Below are 16,460 nucleotides of genomic sequence, written 5' to 3' on the forward strand. Positions count from 1 at the left end.
AGACGGGTCGAATCGTGTGTGGTATGAGTCAGCAAGACACTGAGCGAGACCCAGCGGTGCACGCAGACACCGCGCCGCCGGGGCCGGTGGGGGATTCACACCACCGCGTTGACGCCCTCGGGAAGGTGACGGGGCAGATGGACTACACCGCGGACATCCCCTTCGACGATTTGGCCCACGCGCAGGTCGTTCGCAGTAGCGTTGCCCACGCGCTCGTCCTCGACATCGACTGTAGTGACGCCCTTTCGATGGACGGCGTCATCGATGTCGTCCTCCCCGAGGACATCCCGGGCGAGTCGAACATCGGCGTCATCACCCCCGACCAACCTCTCCTCAACGGCGAGAAGGTACGGTATCTTGGCGACCCCGTTGCCATCGTCGTCGCAGAAGACCCGACCACCGCCCGCCGCGCCGCAGACTCCATCGACGTCGAGTACGAGCGTCTCGATGCGGCGATTACCGCAGCCGAAGCACTCGCAGACGACGCAGCGCCAATCCACGAGTCGGGCAACCTCATCGATGAGTACGCCTTCGACCGCGGCGACCCGGACGCAGCCTTCGCGGATGCAGACATCGTCGTCGAAGACGATTACGAGTCCTCGATGATAGACCACGTCGCGCTCGAACCGGAGGCGAGCGTCGCCTCGCGCGCCTACGATGACTCCGTCGAGGTGTGGACGAGCACCCAACATCCCCACGGCGACCGGGCGAACATCGCGCGCGTGCTCGGCATCCGCGAGCGCGATATCGAGGTGAACCGCCCGGCGGTCGGCGGCGGCTTCGGCTCGAAGCTCGAACACAACCAACCGTGTTACGCCGCGCTCGCCTCGTGGGTGACCAAACGCCCGGTTCGCGTCCAGTACAAGCGCGACGAGGAGTTTCAGGGGACGGTCAAGCGCAACACCCTCCACCTCGATTATCGCGTCGCCGCCGACGCGGACGGAACGATTCGCGCAATGGAAGCCGACGTGACTGTCGACGGCGGCGCGTACGTTTCGTTTTCGAGCGCGGTCGCGGTTCGCGCGCTCGTCCATTGCACCGGCCCCTACAACGTCGAAGCCGTCCGCGCCTCCGGGCGTGCGGTCTACACGAACAAGCCGTGGGGCGGCGCGATGCGCTCGTTCGACATGTTCCAGACGACGTTCGCCATCGAGTCGATTCTCGACTCTGTGGCCGACGAACTCGACATGGACCCCGTCGCGCTCCGCCGGAAGAACGCTTTCGACGGGTCGCGGCCGGTCACGACGACGGGCCAGGAAATCGAGGCGGTCGGCCTGCTGGAAACCATCGACGACGTGGGCGACGCACTCGCGGCGCTCACGATTGAGCAACCCGACGACCCGGCAAAACGGCGCGGCGTCGGCGTGGCGAGCATGTGGTACGGCTGTGGGAAAACGGGCCACCATCACCCCTCCAGCGCCTTCTGTGAAATCCACCCCGATGGCAGTGCCACCGTCCAAAGCGCCGTCTCGGAAATCGGGCAGGGCTCGCAGACCGCGCTCACGCAAATCGCCGCCGAAACGCTCGGCCTCGCCGTCGAAGACGTGCGCTTCGTGAGTGACAGCACGACAGCCCCCGAAGCCGGGAAAACCTCCGCCAGTCGCCAGACGTTCGTTTCCGGAAACGCCGTGAGCGATGCGGCGAGCAACGCCCTCTCGAAGGTGCTTGACCACGCTGCCACGATGTTCGCTGAAAAGTTCGATGAGCAGGTGTCGCCCGGTGACTTGTCGGTCGCAAACGGCGTCGTCTCTGCAAAAAACAGCGACCAGGAACTCGCCTTCGAGGAGGTGTCCCGGTCGTGTACCCACGAGGGCCATCTCATCACCGGAACCGGGACGTGCCGGCCACTCTTCGATTTCGACCTTTCGACGTTCGAGGGCGCACCCTACCCGACGTTCTCGTTTGCCACCCACGGTGCGGTGGTCGTGGTCGATATCGAAACGGGCGTCATCGAAGTCGAGCGCATCATCGCCTCCCACGACGTGGGTCGGGCCATCAACCCGTCGCTCGTAGAGGGGCAAATCGAAGGCGGCGCAATCATGGGCATGGGCCACACCGTGATGGAGGGCGTCAAGTTCGACGGCCAAGGCCAGATTCTCAACGCCTCGCTCATGGATTACCACATCCCGACGAGCCTTCACACGCCGACGATTGAAACGAAATTGGTCGAATCCGCCCCCGACGGAGACGGCCCCTACGGCGCGAAAGGCGTCGGCGAATCTGCGCTCATCCCGATTGGCCCGGCGATTGCGAACGCCGTCAAAGACGCCACGGGTGCGCGCATCACGAAGCTCCCGCTCTCGGCTGAACGCGTCGTCGCCTCGCTCGACATCGATATCTGGGAGTAAGAAGCCTGAGTGCTGACTGGCTTATCGCTGTTTTTCTGCTGCCGCTTCCACCGCGTCGAAGATTTTCGTGTAGCCCGTACACCGACAGAGGTTGCCTTTCAGGAACTCTCGAATCTCTTGGCGCGTTGGGTCGGGATTCTGGGAGAGCAGCGCCACGGTGGACATGACGAAGCCGGGTGTACAGTAGCCACACTGCAGGCCGAACTCCTCGATGAACGATTCTTGGACCGGGTGCAGGTCGCCGTCCGTGGCGAGGCCTTCGATTGTCGTCACGGCAGCGTCTTTCGCCTGATGGGTGGGCACCAGACAGGACTTGACTGGGACGCCGTCTACGAGGACGGTGCAGGCTCCGCACTTGCCGACCTCACAGCTGTCTTTCGTTCCCGTCAGCCCGGCTTCGCGCAGCGAATCTCTGAGCGGGACGCCGGGGATGGCGGGTAACGACTGTTCGGTGCCGTTTAGCTCAAGAGTGATTTCGTTCGGTTCAGCTTCGATGTCGTGTGTGCTCATAGGTCTACCTCCGGGCCAGCCGAGCGCTCGGCGGCCGTCGTGAGTGCGCGCTTGGTCAGCACGCGAAAGATGTGTTCGTTGTACGATTCGTCGTAATCGCCCACGTCACCGACGTTGTCGAGGCTTTCGACGATTGCGTCTGCCGCCTCGCGGATTGCGTCTTTCGTGAGTGCTCCGGTGAGGGCATCCTCAACCGCCTCGGGCACTCGCCGCGGGACGGGTGCGCCTGCACAGTAGGCAAGCGCCACGTCTTCGTAGCCGTCACCGGATTCGTTGGGCGTCACGAGTGCCGCAACACCTGCTTCAGAGAAGCCACCCGGCGTCCGGGCGTGTTTTGCAAACGCGCCACCGGCTCGTTCCGGTGGGCGCTGAATCTCGATGCCGGTGACGATTTCGTGGGGCGCGAGTTCGGTGAAGTAGAAGTCGATGAAGAAGTCGTTGATGTCGTGGGTGCGCTCTTGCTCACCGTCGGTGATGATGACGTTCGTGCCGTAACACTGCAAGGCGGGCGGGAAGTCTTGGGCGGGGTCTGCATGGGCGACACCGCCGCCTACTGTCCCCGCGTTTCTGACCTGTACGTCGCCAATCGCTTCGAGCGAGTCTCGCAACAGCGGCAACTCGGCTGTAACCTCGTGTTCGAGCAGCTCTTGGTAGGTCAGCAACGCGCTGACGCGCACGGTTGACTCTGTCTGCTCGACGCTACCTTGGAGTTCTTCTACGCGCGTAATGTCTACGAGCGCGTCGGGTTTGACCATCCCCTGTCGCAACAGCGGCATCATGCTCTGCCCGCCGGCGATTATCTTCGCGCCCGGCTCGTCTTGGAGGAGGTTCGACGCTGCTGAGACTGTCTCTGGTTGATAATATCTCACACGACCACCACGCAAACCGACCTTGTGCAGAAATTTAAAACTACCGGGGTCGCTCGGGGGGTGAACGATTATTTCGCGCTGAAACATGCGAAAATCGGTGAGTATGCGGCAACACTTATGTGGGAATAGTTGAAATCTGGTCGTGTTCCATGGCACCAGATGGCAAGCCGAATGCAAGGCAGAGCGTATCGAATCGCAGTATTTCGCGGCGTAGCGCCCTGAGAGGGCTCGGCGCCGCATCACTCGTCGGGCTCGCAGGATGTACCGGAGGGTCGAACAATGGCGATGGTGGCGACGGTGGCGATGGCGGTGACGGCGGCGATGGTGGAGACGGCGGCGCAAGCGGCCCCGACAAAATCACCATTGGCCTGCAAGCCGACATGACGGGCGTCCTCGCCAGTTACGGCTACTGGCACAAGCGCGTCCTCGAAGGCTACGTCGAAGAACTCAACGCCAACGACGGCATCAACGGCGCGGAAGTCGAGTTGGTCGTCGAAGACACGGCCACCGACAGCAAACAGGGCGTCCAAGCGATGCGTAAACTCGTCCAACAAAAGGGCGCAGACTTCGTAATCGGGTCGCAGTCCTCGGGCGTAAGCATCGCAACGAACCCGCTTGCAAAGCAGTTGAAAGTCCCGTACTTCCCGATTGGCGAAGCGCCGTCGATTACGGGCGCAGACGGCACGCGCTGGACGATTCGCAACAACCACAGCACGAACCACGCGGCAATCCTCGCGGTCCAGTACGGCCTCGAAAATCTGGGCAAAAACTGGACCATCATGTACCAGGATTACGCCTTTGGCCAGCAGTACACCGAGTGGGTAAAACGCGAGGTCGAAGGCTCGGGTACGGTGCTCACCGAAATTCCCGTTCCGGTCGGCACGAGCGACTTGAACTCCTATCTCAACAAGGTACCTGACGATACCGAAGTCCTGTTCAATGCGCTGGTCGGCCCCTCGGCACTGAACTTCCTCAAACAGAGCGCAGACCTCGGAACGCCCGGGGCACGTCTCGGCCCAATCGCCTCCGTCGAGGGCGTTGACGTGAGCGGCCTCGATGCGGGTGCAGACGGCGCGGCATACGTGACGATGCTCCCGCGGCGGCTCGAAGAGGCGGACAACGAGTACAACCGCCACCTGCGAGACATTGCACGGGTCGATGAATCCGACCAGGTTCTAAACGGCGGCCACTACTTCGTCTCGTACGAGGCGCTCTCGTGGATTAAAGACGCCGTCACCGAAACTGGATGGAGTTCTGAAAGCGACAACCAAGCGTTCATCGAGTGGTTCGAAACGGGTCCGAGCGTCGAACAGTCGAATGCCTACCCACAGGGGAAAAAGCTGTTCCGCGGAACTGACCACCAAGCGTTTATGGATATGTACATAGAAGAGATTTCAGGCGGGAAGCTGACCGTCGCGGAGCACATCGAAGTGTCCGAGCCAACATTCGACGCGCAGAGTGACCTCTCTGCGATGTCGTTCTGAATCATGGCGCTCGCAAGCGACCTCACGATTGCATTGATAAACGGGCTGTCGTGGGGCATTACCATCGCCCTGATTGCTCTTGGGTTGAACCTCATCTTCGGCCTGCTCGAAATCGTCAATATGGCTCACGGGTCGCTGTACATGCTCGGCGCGGTGACTGGCTGGTTCGTCGTCGATGCCACAGGGAGTTTCTTCCTCGCGTTGCTCATCGCCCCGATCGCGGTGGCTGTCATCGGCGTCGTCTTAGAACGCGTGGTGTTGCGCCCAATCGAAGACGATATTTCGATTACGCTCATCGCCACGTTCGGCTTCTTGCTCATCTTCCAGCAACTCGCATTGCTCACCTTCGGGCCGGGGACGCGCACCATCGAGGCACCCATCACGGCGACGCTTCAGTTCGCCGGCCTCTCGTACTCCGCCTACCGGATCGTCGTTGCCGTCGTCTCGGTGTTGCTCATCGCCCTGCTCTATGCGTTCTTGTTCCGCACGCGGATGGGGATGTGGATGCGCGGGGTGCGCCAAGACTTAGAGACCGCAAGCGCCCTCGGGGTTCCGACCTCGCAGGTGTACATGCTCACCTTCGGACTTGGCGCGGCCTTTGCCGCCCTCGCCGGTGTGTTGCTCGCGCCCATCGTGAGCGTCAACCACCTCATGGGCCTCGACATTCTCGCCGTCGCGTTCATCGTCGTTATCGTCGGCGGGCTTGGCTCGCTGCAAGGCGTGCTCGTGGCGAGTCTCCTGTATGCGTTCCTCGAAAACTTCGGCGCCGTGTTCATCGCGCCGGTCGAGGCGCGCATCCTGACGCTCGTCATCATGATCGTCTTCGTGCTGCTTCGCCCTGATGGCGTCTTCGAGGAGGGGGCCATATGAGTACCGCTGTCTCGACTGCGGGCAGAACGCTCAAACCACGCCATGCCATCTGGGTGCTCCTGCTCATCGCCGCCGCCATTGTCCCGTTCGTCGCTGGAGAGTTCGGGTTATTCCTCGGCGCGTCGATTCTCGCACTCGGGCTGTACGGTGCGTCGTTCGACTTGCTGTATGGCTACACCGGACTGTTGAGCTTCGGCCACTCGGTGTTCTTCGGCGTCGGTGCCTACGCCGCGACGTTCGCGATCAACGACTACGCCATCGGCGCAATCACGTCGCTGTTGATTGCGTTCATCATCACTGGCATCGTCGCCATCGGCCTCGGCCTCATCGCCGTCCGGGTGTCCTCACACGGTTTCGTCATCGTGACCATCCTGCTCGCGCTCATCGCGCATCTGGCCGCGTCGTCGCTGACCGGCTTGACCGGCGGCACGGACGGACTCACGGTGCTCGTCCCGATGGTGAATCTCCCCGTCCTCGGTGAGTTTACCTTGTTCGACCCGATGTTTAGGTACTACTTCACCCTCGTCGTGTTGGTCGTCTCGCTGTTCTTGATGTACCGCGTGACGACCTCGCCGGTCGGGCTTGCCTACCGGATGATTCGCGAAAACGAAAAGCGCGCACGGCTGCTTGGCTACAACGTGACGCTGTACAAACTCTCGGCGTTCATGCTGAGCGGGGCGTTTGCCGGACTCGCCGGTGCGCTTTCGATGTACATCAGCGGCTTCGTGAGTGCCTCTGAGTTCTCGCTTACCGTCTCCGGTGACGCCATCATCTTCACGCTCATCGGCGGGCGGGGGACGCTCATCGGCGCGGTCGTCGGCGCGGCGCTCATCGAACTGGTCGCAAACCAGGTGAGCGAACTCACCGACGCCTATCCGCTGTTCATCGGGGTGTTGCTCGTCACTACGGTCATCCTCGAACCGGAGGGCCTCCTTGGCCTGCTCAAACGGGTCAAAGAACGGGTGCTGAGCGACGACTCGGCGGAGCAAACTGAGTCGGCTTCCTCACGGGAGGTGCCCGGCAATGAATGAGACTGTCGTCCTCAAAACGGAGGGCCTCACCAAACGCTTCGGGGGCTTTACCGCTGTCGAAGACGTTGACTTCGAGATGTACGAGGGCGAAATACGCGGGCTCATCGGCCCGAACGGTGCCGGGAAGACGACGTTCTTCTCGATGCTCTCGGGACAACTCGACGCGACCGAGGGAACCATCTGGTTCAAGGGCAACGATATCACCGACGTTCCGCCACACAAGATTGCGCGACAGGGGATGTCGCTCGCGTTCCAGATTACGAGCGTCTTCCCGGACATGACCGTCATCGAAAACGTGCTCGGCGCAATCAACGGCCAGAAGCCGATACTGACGCCGTTTTCGCGCTACGACGCAGACACCGAAGGCCACGAGAAGGCCCTCAAAATCCTGCGGCGGGTCGGTCTCGAAGAGCACGCAGAGGCGACCGTCGAAAACCTCTCACACGGCGACCAGAAGGTGCTCGAAATCGCGCTCGCACTCGCGAGTGACCCCGACATGCTGTTGTTAGACGAGCCAACCGCAGGGCTGTCAGCGAGCGAAACGTCGCAGGTCACGGCGCTGTTAGAAGAACTCCACGGGGAGATAACCATAATGCTCATTGAACATGACATGGAAGTCGTGATGCGCGTCGTCGATAGCCTGACCGTCCTGCACCACGGCCAGATTATCGCAGAGGGCACGCCAGACGACATTCGCACCGACGAACAAGTTCAGGAAGTGTACTTCGGGAGAGACCAGTAGATGATATTAGACGTAGACAACATCGACTCGTACTACGGCAAGAGCCACGTCCTCCACGACGTGAGCTTCGAGGCAGGCCGCGATGAAGTGGTTGCCTTGCTTGGCCGAAACGGCGTTGGCAAGACCACGACGATGAAGTCCATCATGGGTCTCGTCCCGCCGAAATCCGGAACCATCTCGTTCGACGGTGAGGACATCACCGGCGACAAGCCGTACAACATCGCAAACCGTGGGATTAGCTACGTGCCCCAAGACCGCGGGATGTTCCCGGAGCTGACGGTTGCAGAAAACCTCCGGATGGGACTCGGAACGGGCAACCTCGCAGACGGCCGTCTCGAAAGCATCTACGAGCGCTTCCCGCGCGTCGAAGAACGCCTCAATCAGCGGGCGGGCACGCTTTCCGGCGGCGAACAGCAGATGGTTGCCATGGCCCGCGGGCTGATGCGCGACCCGAAACTCCTGTTGCTCGATGAGCCGACCGAGGGGCTGATGCCCGCGCTGATCCCGGAAATCGCCGACATCACGCTCGACATCGCAGACGCTGGCTACACCATCGTCATCGTCGAGCAGAACGTCGACCTCGTGCTCGACATCTCAGACCGCATTTACCTCATGGATAACGGTCGCATTCACGAGCAGGCTACCCCGGACGAACTGCGCGAAGACGAATCGCTGCTCGAACACTACTTAGGCGTCCACTGAGCCGCGCGCTCTGGGACACCCCACCCCCATCAGAAAACTCAAATGATTGATTTCGAACTCAGTCCAGTCGCACGACGTATCGTAGAAGACCTCTCAGACGTAACCGCAGACGAGGAAGTGCTCGTCATCTCAGATCCCGAAAAGGTGTCCGTTGGCCGGGCAATCACCAACGCGGCCCGCGCCGTTGGCGCGACGGCCATGTTTACGGTGATGCCCCGCCTCGACGCCCACGGCAACGAGCCACCCGCGACGGTCGCGGCGGCGATGAAGGAGGCGGACGTTGCGGTGACGGCGACGACACACGCCATCACGCACACCCAGTCTCGCCTCGCCGCCTCGGAGGCTGGCACGCGCGTCATCGTTCTTCGGGGCGTCACCGAGGAGATGATGATAGAAGGCGGCATGAACACGGACTTCGAAGACCTTCGTGAGGTGACGGCCGCCGTCCGCGACGTTCTTGACGCCGCAGAGAGCGCCCACGTCACGAGTCCGGCGGGCACCGACATCGAGATGAACTTGGATGGGTCGTCTGCGTTCTCGCTTGACGGCTACTTCCACGAGTACGGCTTCTCGGCACTCCCACCGGGTGAATCGCCAACGTGCCCACAAAAACCGGGAACGAACGGCACCGTCGCCATCGACTACTCGATGGACAACGTCGGCCATCTCGATGAACCAATTCTCCTCACCTTCGAAGACGGCACGGTGACGGACATCGAAGGTGGCAGCGGCGCAGCAACCTTGCAAGCGATTGTCGATGAAGCGGGCGAGAACGCGGGCAACCTCGCTGAGTTCGCCATCGGGACGAACCCGGACGCACGGCTCATCGGGAACCTCGCAGAGGACAAAAAGAAACGCGGCACGGTTCACTTCGCCATCGGCGACGACACGAGCCTCGGCGGGGTCCTCCAGAGCAACATCCACTTAGACGGGCTCGTCACGAAGCCGACGGTCAAACTCGATGACGAACTCATCTTAGACGACGGCGAGTTGCTCGTAGACCGCGTCCGTGAACTCGCAGAATCGCTTCGTTGAGCCGCTAACCCGTCGATTTTCTGGCTCATTCCACCGAACAATTATATAGTTTCTCTCCAAGGATGAGACATAGGTCCATGACCCACGATAACGATTCACATTCGTGGTGACGGGTCGAACATGCGATAAGCGGGCAAGGAGAGGAACATGACGTTAGACAGGGATACTATCGACAGACGAACAGTTCTGAGAACACTCGGTGTTGGCGGCATTGCGGGCATCGCTGGTTGTACGGGCAGCGGCGGTGACGGCGGTGATGGCGGTGGCGACGGAGACGGTGGCGATTCCACGACCGCGTCGAACGACGGCGGAAGCGGCGGTGGTGGCTCGTCTGGTGATGCGGAAATCACACTCGGCCTTCAAGCCGACCTCACAGGCCCGCTTTCGACCTACGGCTTCTGGTTCGAACGCGTGTTGAACGGCTACGTCGCAGAACTCAACGACGCCGACAACGGCCTCAACCTCGAATTGGTCGTCGAAGACACCGCGACAGACGGCAAACAGGGGGCAACCGCGTTCCGAAAGCTTGCCCAACAACACGAAGCAGACTTCGTGATTGGGTCGTTCTCGTCGGGCGTCAATCTGGCGACCAACCCCCTCGCAAAGCAGCTGAAAGTCCCGTACTTCCCGAGTGGCTCTGCCCCGTCTACGACGGGAGCCGATGGTAACCGCTGGGTCGTGCGGACGGCACACAACATCACCCAGCAGGCCTACCTCGGCGTCGAGTGGGCGGTCGAAAACCTTGGCACTAAGTGGACGGTTGTGTATCAAGACTACGCGTTCGGCCAGCAGTGGCTCGCCGCGCTCAAAGAGTTCCTCTCGGGTAAGGGAGAAATCATCGCGGAGATTCCTGTGCCCATCGGGACGACCGACCTGAATTCCTACTTGAACAAGGTCCCGGACGAGACTGAGGTGTTGTTCAGCGCGCTCATCCTTCCGTCGTCGATTAACTTCCTGCAACAGAGCGCCGACTTGAACGTCCCCGGCCAGCGCTTTGGCGACATCTCCTCGATTGAAGGTGTCGATATTGCGGACATCGAATCGGCCGGACAGGGCGCATCGTTTCTCACGGGGTTGCCGCCGGCACTCGATTCGGAGGCGAACGCTCACCTCCGAGAGGTCGCCCAAGTCGAGAGCGCAGAAGAAAATCTCGTGCGCCAGTACTGGGTCGCCTACGAGGCGTTGTCGTTCATCGTCAAAGCCGTCATGGAGTCCGGCTGGCAGTCGAGCGACGACCACCAATCGTTCATCGAGTGGTTCGAAACCAGCCCGTCGGTCACAGAAAGCATGGAGTTCCCACAGGGTGATAAGTTCATCCGGGGAGCCGACCATCAAGCTTACATGAACCGGTACATCAGCCGGATTTCTGGCACGGAGCTAGAGACGGTGGCCGAACTCGAACTGAACGAAGCGCCAACCGAAGCCGAGGTGGACTTCACCCAAGAGAGCTTCTGACGGCGAAACTGCGTCGAACGTCGATACACTGAAGCCGAGTAGTCCCGTGGATTCTGGTATCGCGCTTTTCCCACAGGAGCAGCGACGACGTAACACCATTAGGGTGTGTTTTTATACCTGACAATTTTCATTTTGGGGAGACTGTGTTACCAAGGGGCATAGTTAAGCGCCTGCTCAGAGAATAACGGCGTATGCGAAAGCGACTCGACACAGCCACACTGAGTGTTGCCGACGTGGTTCCCCCAGCGTGGGACGGCGACGTAGAAATCACGCGAGAGAGCGAGACGGCGTACCTCGTCCGGCAGGTTGCTGACGACGGCACGGTTCCGCCTTCCTACCTTCCGGCGGGCGAACGTCCCATCCTCGTTGACGTCCACTACGGTCGAAGCGCCATCGCGCGCGACCGTATCGAAGCCATCCGCTATGGCTTTCAAGAGAGCGATATCTACACCGAGTTCTACTACCTCCAACTCATCGAGGAACCAGAGTGGGTTCAGATTACAGAGGAGAGCGCAGAACACGACCTCGCTATCGTTTCGAACCTTGATGACTGGGTCGCAGATGGACTGCTCACCGAGGCGGAAGCCGAGTGGGCGGACGACCAGTTCGATTGAGTGTGTTCGGGGCGAAGACGACGGAAAACTGGCGTCTCCGGTAATGCTAAGGCGCTACGTGAAATTGTAACACATGTCATGGCAGTCGATAGCAAAGAGTTTGCAAAGCAAGTCATCGCGGAGTCAAATCGGCGGGGGAAGAAACTCGCAGACGAAGTGTTCGATGCGGACGACACGATAACCGGTGACGACCTCATTCCAATGCTTCAGGGGTTCATGTGGTCTGAGTTCTACCTTGGCGTGTTGCCACCGGTGCGGGCAATGTCGATGCTCTACGACGGCGCGCGAAATTTAGACCAGACTGACGCAGACGTGTTGCTCGGATTAGGCGACCAAATCAGAGACGAAGTGAAACACTCAAAGCTGTTCTCTCGGCGGGTCGAAGAACTCGGTGGCGACCCGAATCTCACTCACTATCAACCCACCGAAGAAGACCTGTTCTTGCTCGAACGAACCGCAGACTGGGACGACCCACTGAGCATCATCACGGCGCTTAACTGCGCGGGCGAACCCGCCCTCGCAGAGGCGTTCAAGGCAATCATGGAAAAAGACATCGTCGACCCACGGACGCGCGACGTCATCCACAAGGCAAAAATCGATGAGGGTAACCACATCAACCTCGGGAAGAAGATTTTGGCGCGATATGCCGTCGATGACGAAACCCAAGCGCGCGTCTGGGAAATTGTCGATGCGAAGTTCGAGGCAGCCTACGCCTTCCACGGTAAGCAGATGGATTCGATGTCCCATCCAGACCGCTACGAACAATCGCCGAAGAAGTAGCGTCGCAACGTAGATACTCGCGTCTACCGGAGGTATTTGAGCCGAACGCGTGGGTTCCAACTCGTTTCTCGCCAGTCGTTGCCCATCTTTCGCTCGACAACGTCGAGTTCGCCAACGACCGACGCAAACGCGGTCATATCAATGGTACAGTCGGTGACGACCGTTTTCCCGTCTTTCTCCGTCAGCTCGACAGACAGGATGTCCATTTTCTCCATGTCTTTTACGTCGAATTTCGACACGGCGTGTCGGTCAGTGAGCGTGAACGTCGTCTCTTCCGGGTCGAACACGTAGTTTTCGTCAACCGCTTCGGTCGGTGCGTCGTCTTCGCTCCGCTCGCTCGAAGGCATGTGCTATGTTTGAACGTGGCATGGCATAAATATAGGCGCTGGATCCAGCACGCGACTCACCGCCCAACCGGTGTCAGACCGACGCATGACCGGGCTGACACGATTCGCGTGGGGTGCCGGTACGATTATTACACAGCACACAAATCCATGATGTATGTTAGACTTTGTCGGCCTAGAGGAGGGTCTCTCCTCTGAAGAGCGAATGGTCATGGAGACCGCTCGCGAATTCGTCGAAAAAGAGGTCAAACCAGATATTGGAACCCACTACATAGAGGGGACGTTCCCGACGGAACTCATCGAACAGCTTGGGGAACTCGGCTTTTTCGCCCCAAACCTCGACGGCTATGGCCTCCCCGGTATCAACGAAACCGCCTACGGCTTGTTGATGCAGGAACTCGAAGCGGGCGACTCCGGACTCCGGTCGATGGCCAGTGTGCAGGGGGCACTCGTCATGTATCCCATCCACGCCTACGGCAGCGAGGAACAGAAGGAAAAATGGCTTCCTGATATGGGTCGCGGTGAAGCAATCGGCTGTTTCGGCTTGACCGAGCCAAACCACGGGTCGAATCCGACGGCGATGGAGACGTACGCCGAAAAAGACGGCGATGAGTACATTCTCAATGGTGCGAAAACGTGGATTACGAACTCGCCCATCGCAGACGTGGCAATCGTCTGGGCGCGCGACCGGTCTGACCCGGAGAAGCCGGTTCGTGGTTTCCTCGTCGAGACCGACCGCGACGGCGTGACGACGAACAAAATCGACGAAAAACTCTCACTTCGAGCCTCCATCACGGGCGAAATCGGGCTGAGCGACGTGCGCATTCCCGAGGACAACGTCCTCCCCGGTGTTCGCGGGATGAAGGGGCCGCTTTCGTGTCTCACCCAGGCGCGCTACGGCATCGCCTGGGGCGCAATCGGCGCGGCACGTGACTGCTTTGAAACCGCCCGCCAGTACGCGCTCGACCGTGACCAGTTCGGGGGGCCAATCGCACGCTTCCAGCTCCAACAGCAGAAACTCGCGGAGATGGCCACCCAAATTACCACCGCGCAGTTGCTCGCGTTCCGTTTGGCCGAACTCAAAGAGTGCGGTGACATGCGCCCCCAGCACGTGTCGATGGCAAAGCGCAACAACGTCCGGATGGCGCGCGACCAGTCACGTATTGCCCGTGAGATGCTCGGCGGGAATGGGATTACCGCCGACTACTCACCGATGCGCCACATGGCGAACATGGAGACGGTGTACACGTATGAGGGAACCCACGACATCCACACCCTCATCCTCGGCCACGACCTGACGGGGATTCCTGCGTACGAATAATCCCGAATTTTCTCAGTCGGTACGCGACTCGACTTCTTCTTTCTGGAGGCCTCCGATACGGGGATGTGGGCGGCCGCCGTTCGTGACGACGATAGCGAGCAGAAGCTCGTCTGGCTGCGGGGCATCGTGGACGCGCACCTCCATCGCATCGTAGTGCGTCCGCACGTAGGCTTCGTCTTTGTAGTGGGTTGGCACGTCGAGCGTGGTGCCGTGGCCGCCACGTTTTTTCGCGCTCGGGATGATTGCCTCACCACCGCCCACTTCAGCGCGAAGTGGCGTTCCGAGTTTTGGGTGGAGCAGCGCGGCGACGTGTTCGAGTTCGCCGTCACCGCCGACGATGCCACCCTTCCCGTAGCTCTCGACTTCGTCGGGGCCGCCGAGTTGCTCGACAGCCGCGCGGGTAAGCGTCTCTCCCAACTGTTCACCCCAGTCAGTCAAGGCCCCAAGGTCGTCTTTCCACTGTCCCGCGTACGGGTTCTCGAAGACGGCGATAGCGGCCACTTTTTTCACGGGCGTATCGAGGTCGTGTTCGCCATCTTTGTGCGTTTCTTCGACCGTCACCACACGCTTTCTGATGGAGAGGTCTGGGGTCATGGGCGCACCTCCGCAGCCTGCTTTGCGGGGGCTGTGTTCCGACTCCGCGTTACGAGCAGCTCGCCGTCTACGAACACCTTGTCCACGGCGGGGTACTCCCCGTGGGCGAGGGTGTCGAGTGCGGTGTCTTTCGGCCCGCCTTTCGGTGCGCCCATCAAGACGAGATCTGCAGGTTTCCCGACTGCAATCTCACCCGTTTCGAGGCCGTGATGGGCTGCCGTCGTTCCGGTGGCGAGACAGAGCATTTCTGCCGCAGACACGCTCGTCATGCTGGCGAGGATGGCCGACTGGAGGAGAACGCCAAGTGGCGTTACGCCGGTCCCAGACGGTGTGTCAGTCCCGAGCTGCACGCGGGCGAGGTCGTCGCGTTCTGCGGCCAGTTCGAGCACATCGACGGCGACGCGCTGATTTCCGGCGAGCACGATGTCCAACACGAGGTCTGTCTCGGTCACGAGTTTCTCGACTTCCGCGTCCGGAATCGGGGTTGGCCCACCGTTTACGTGCGCTGCGATGTCGGGTCGGATGTCCATGAACAGGTCAGCATCCGTCGATTTCACGCCGGGGAGGCTGGTGCCGCCACAGTGCATGAGCACAATCATGTCGTGGTCGTGTCCCCACTCGACGAGGTTTCTGCCAAGCGTCCGGTCTTCGACGGGCATGAGGAATTTCAGGCGTTCGACGCCCTCTTGTGCCACGTCTTCGATGTCGGCTTCGGTCATCCCATCGCTCAGGATGAGGGTTCCACCACGCACCTTCACGCCACCGGGTCGGTCGTTTTCGAGCGACTTTCGCGCGAGCGTGGCGAGGGCTTTCGCGCTTTCGACATCGCGGGGACGGCCCGGTAGGTGGGGTTCGCCGTTCGAAATCATCGACGTAATTCCCCCGTGAAGGTAGCTTTCACACCAGCCAATCGTGTTCTGGCGCGGCGTGAAATCCCCGAAAACGGGGTGGACGTGCGAGTCGATGAGTCCCGGCGTGAGCGTGAGTCCGTTCGCGTCAAGAACGGTGTCTGCGGTGGTCGTCGTCGCATCGAGTTCGCGGATGTACCCATCTTCGACGTACACCGACTCGACGCTGCGTCGAGGGTCATCGAGGTTTCCACTCACGACCGAACCCAGATTTTCGATGAGGAGGTCTGGCATCTCACTCACCTCGCGCTCGAATCGCCTTTTCCGGACCCTGTGGGGCGAAAATCCACAACTTCTTCCACTCCTCGTCGCCGGTGTTCTCGTGGTAGTGATGCACGCCCGGCGGGATGATTGCTGCCTGCCCGGCCGCAAGATCGTGGCTGTCGTCGTCGGTGACGATGCGCCCGGTTCCAGAGAGGACGAACACGATTTCTTCGACTTCCCGAACGTGTCTCGACCCGCGTGCGTCCGGGGCGATTGTCACGACGCCGACGCCGACGTTTTCGACGCCGAGGGTCTCATCTGCGAGTATCTGACTCGAGAGGTCGCCGCTCCCGAACGATGGCAAGTCAGCTAGGGTTCTGACGACGACTGTTCGCTCGTCGATCATATGAATCGCTCACCTTGTGCGTATCTCTGCGGCGGACGAGACGTTCCACTGGAGTTGACTATTGGTACCATATCACAGAGTGATTCGGCCGAGTCGCTAAAAAGAATTATGTCTGCTGGATGCTCTTTGAGCCGGTCGTGCTATCCCGTTTGTTGGTCAACCAGTCCGCTCGTCGGACGTCGCAAGCGAGTTGCTCGTTTCTCCCCTTTGAGTCAGATTTATACAGATTGTAAACAAACATGG

17 protein-coding genes are annotated in these 16,460 nt (G+C 60.5%); 11 read left to right on the forward strand and 6 right to left on the reverse strand.

Going from position 1 to position 16,460, the window contains the following annotated elements:
* Window positions 1-23 precede the first annotated feature (23 nt).
* A complete protein-coding gene (locus V5N12_RS16215) occupies window positions 24-2,348 on the forward strand; it encodes a xanthine dehydrogenase family protein molybdopterin-binding subunit (protein ID WP_332900271.1) in 2,325 nt (774 codons plus the stop codon).
* A gap of 21 nt (window positions 2,349-2,369) precedes the next feature.
* Here the strand turns inward: V5N12_RS16215 and V5N12_RS16220 are convergent, their stop codons facing one another.
* Complete coding sequence (locus V5N12_RS16220; protein WP_332900272.1) at window positions 2,370-2,858, reverse strand: (2Fe-2S)-binding protein; 489 nt, start codon at window positions 2,856-2,858, stop codon at window positions 2,370-2,372.
* On the reverse strand, window positions 2,855-3,727 hold the full coding sequence (locus tag V5N12_RS16225) for an FAD binding domain-containing protein (RefSeq protein WP_332900273.1): 873 nt from the start codon (window positions 3,725-3,727) through the stop codon (window positions 2,855-2,857). Before V5N12_RS16225 ends, V5N12_RS16220 begins: the two co-directional genes overlap by 4 nt.
* 149 nt (window positions 3,728-3,876) lie before the next feature.
* On the opposite strand from V5N12_RS16225, the gene V5N12_RS16230 reads away from it, so the two are divergent.
* From V5N12_RS16230 to V5N12_RS16270, 9 genes are all read left to right on the forward strand, one after another.
* A complete protein-coding gene (locus V5N12_RS16230) occupies window positions 3,877-5,211 on the forward strand; it encodes an ABC transporter substrate-binding protein (protein ID WP_332900274.1) in 1,335 nt (444 codons plus the stop codon).
* A gap of 3 nt (window positions 5,212-5,214) precedes the next feature.
* Complete coding sequence (locus V5N12_RS16235; protein ID WP_332900275.1) at window positions 5,215-6,081, forward strand: branched-chain amino acid ABC transporter permease; 867 nt, start codon at window positions 5,215-5,217, stop codon at window positions 6,079-6,081.
* On the forward strand, window positions 6,078-7,112 hold the full coding sequence (locus V5N12_RS16240) for a branched-chain amino acid ABC transporter permease (RefSeq protein ID WP_332900276.1): 1,035 nt from the start codon (window positions 6,078-6,080) through the stop codon (window positions 7,110-7,112). The genes V5N12_RS16235 and V5N12_RS16240 overlap by 4 nt, the downstream gene beginning before the upstream one ends.
* The gene (locus V5N12_RS16245; RefSeq protein ID WP_332900277.1) at window positions 7,105-7,854 is read left to right on the forward strand and encodes an ABC transporter ATP-binding protein; all 750 of its coding nucleotides are present in this window, start codon (window positions 7,105-7,107) and stop codon (window positions 7,852-7,854) included. The genes V5N12_RS16240 and V5N12_RS16245 overlap by 8 nt, the downstream gene beginning before the upstream one ends.
* Window positions 7,855-8,556 carry an ABC transporter ATP-binding protein gene (locus V5N12_RS16250; RefSeq protein WP_332900278.1) on the forward strand — a complete coding sequence of 234 codons (702 nt, stop codon included), beginning with the start codon at window positions 7,855-7,857 and terminating at the stop codon, window positions 8,554-8,556.
* Between the two features lie 42 nt (window positions 8,557-8,598).
* Window positions 8,599-9,591 carry an aminopeptidase gene (locus V5N12_RS16255; protein ID WP_332900279.1) on the forward strand — a complete coding sequence of 331 codons (993 nt, stop codon included), beginning with the start codon at window positions 8,599-8,601 and terminating at the stop codon, window positions 9,589-9,591.
* 147 nt (window positions 9,592-9,738) lie between these two features.
* The gene (locus V5N12_RS16260) at window positions 9,739-11,046 is read left to right on the forward strand and encodes an ABC transporter substrate-binding protein (RefSeq protein ID WP_332900280.1); all 1,308 of its coding nucleotides are present in this window, start codon (window positions 9,739-9,741) and stop codon (window positions 11,044-11,046) included.
* A gap of 191 nt (window positions 11,047-11,237) precedes the next feature.
* Window positions 11,238-11,660 carry a hypothetical protein gene (locus V5N12_RS16265; protein WP_332900281.1) on the forward strand — a complete coding sequence of 141 codons (423 nt, stop codon included), beginning with the start codon at window positions 11,238-11,240 and terminating at the stop codon, window positions 11,658-11,660.
* A 78-nt stretch (window positions 11,661-11,738) separates the two neighbouring features.
* Window positions 11,739-12,440 (forward strand): ferritin-like domain-containing protein, encoded by a 702-nt coding sequence (locus tag V5N12_RS16270; RefSeq protein WP_332900282.1) that lies wholly within the window; start codon window positions 11,739-11,741, stop codon window positions 12,438-12,440.
* Window positions 12,441-12,463: 23 nt separating this feature from the next.
* Here V5N12_RS16270 and V5N12_RS16275 read toward each other — a convergent pair whose 3' ends face one another.
* Complete coding sequence (locus tag V5N12_RS16275) at window positions 12,464-12,787, reverse strand: hypothetical protein (protein WP_332900283.1); 324 nt, start codon at window positions 12,785-12,787, stop codon at window positions 12,464-12,466.
* Window positions 12,788-12,941: 154 nt separating this feature from the next.
* Between V5N12_RS16275 and V5N12_RS16280 the strand changes: the two genes are divergently transcribed.
* A complete protein-coding gene (locus V5N12_RS16280) occupies window positions 12,942-14,105 on the forward strand; it encodes an acyl-CoA dehydrogenase family protein (RefSeq protein WP_332900284.1) in 1,164 nt (387 codons plus the stop codon).
* A 12-nt stretch (window positions 14,106-14,117) separates the two neighbouring features.
* Here the strand turns inward: V5N12_RS16280 and V5N12_RS16285 are convergent, their stop codons facing one another.
* Genes V5N12_RS16285 through V5N12_RS16295 form a run of 3 tightly spaced genes read right to left on the reverse strand, consistent with a single transcriptional unit; the run spans window position 14,118 to window position 16,217 of the window.
* Window positions 14,118-14,699, reverse strand: a complete 582-nt coding sequence (locus tag V5N12_RS16285; protein ID WP_332900285.1) for an amino acid synthesis family protein — start codon at window positions 14,697-14,699, stop codon at window positions 14,118-14,120.
* Window positions 14,696-15,841 carry an amidohydrolase family protein gene (locus V5N12_RS16290; RefSeq protein WP_332900286.1) on the reverse strand — a complete coding sequence of 382 codons (1,146 nt, stop codon included), beginning with the start codon at window positions 15,839-15,841 and terminating at the stop codon, window positions 14,696-14,698. Before V5N12_RS16290 ends, V5N12_RS16285 begins: the two co-directional genes overlap by 4 nt.
* A gap of 1 nt (window position 15,842) precedes the next feature.
* A complete protein-coding gene (locus V5N12_RS16295; protein ID WP_332900287.1) occupies window positions 15,843-16,217 on the reverse strand; it encodes a cupin domain-containing protein in 375 nt (124 codons plus the stop codon).
* Window positions 16,218-16,460 lie beyond the last annotated feature (243 nt).

Origin of the sequence: Haladaptatus sp. CMSO5 (assembly GCF_036689885.1) — an archaeon.
GTDB lineage: Archaea > Halobacteriota > Halobacteria > Halobacteriales > Halococcaceae > QDMS2.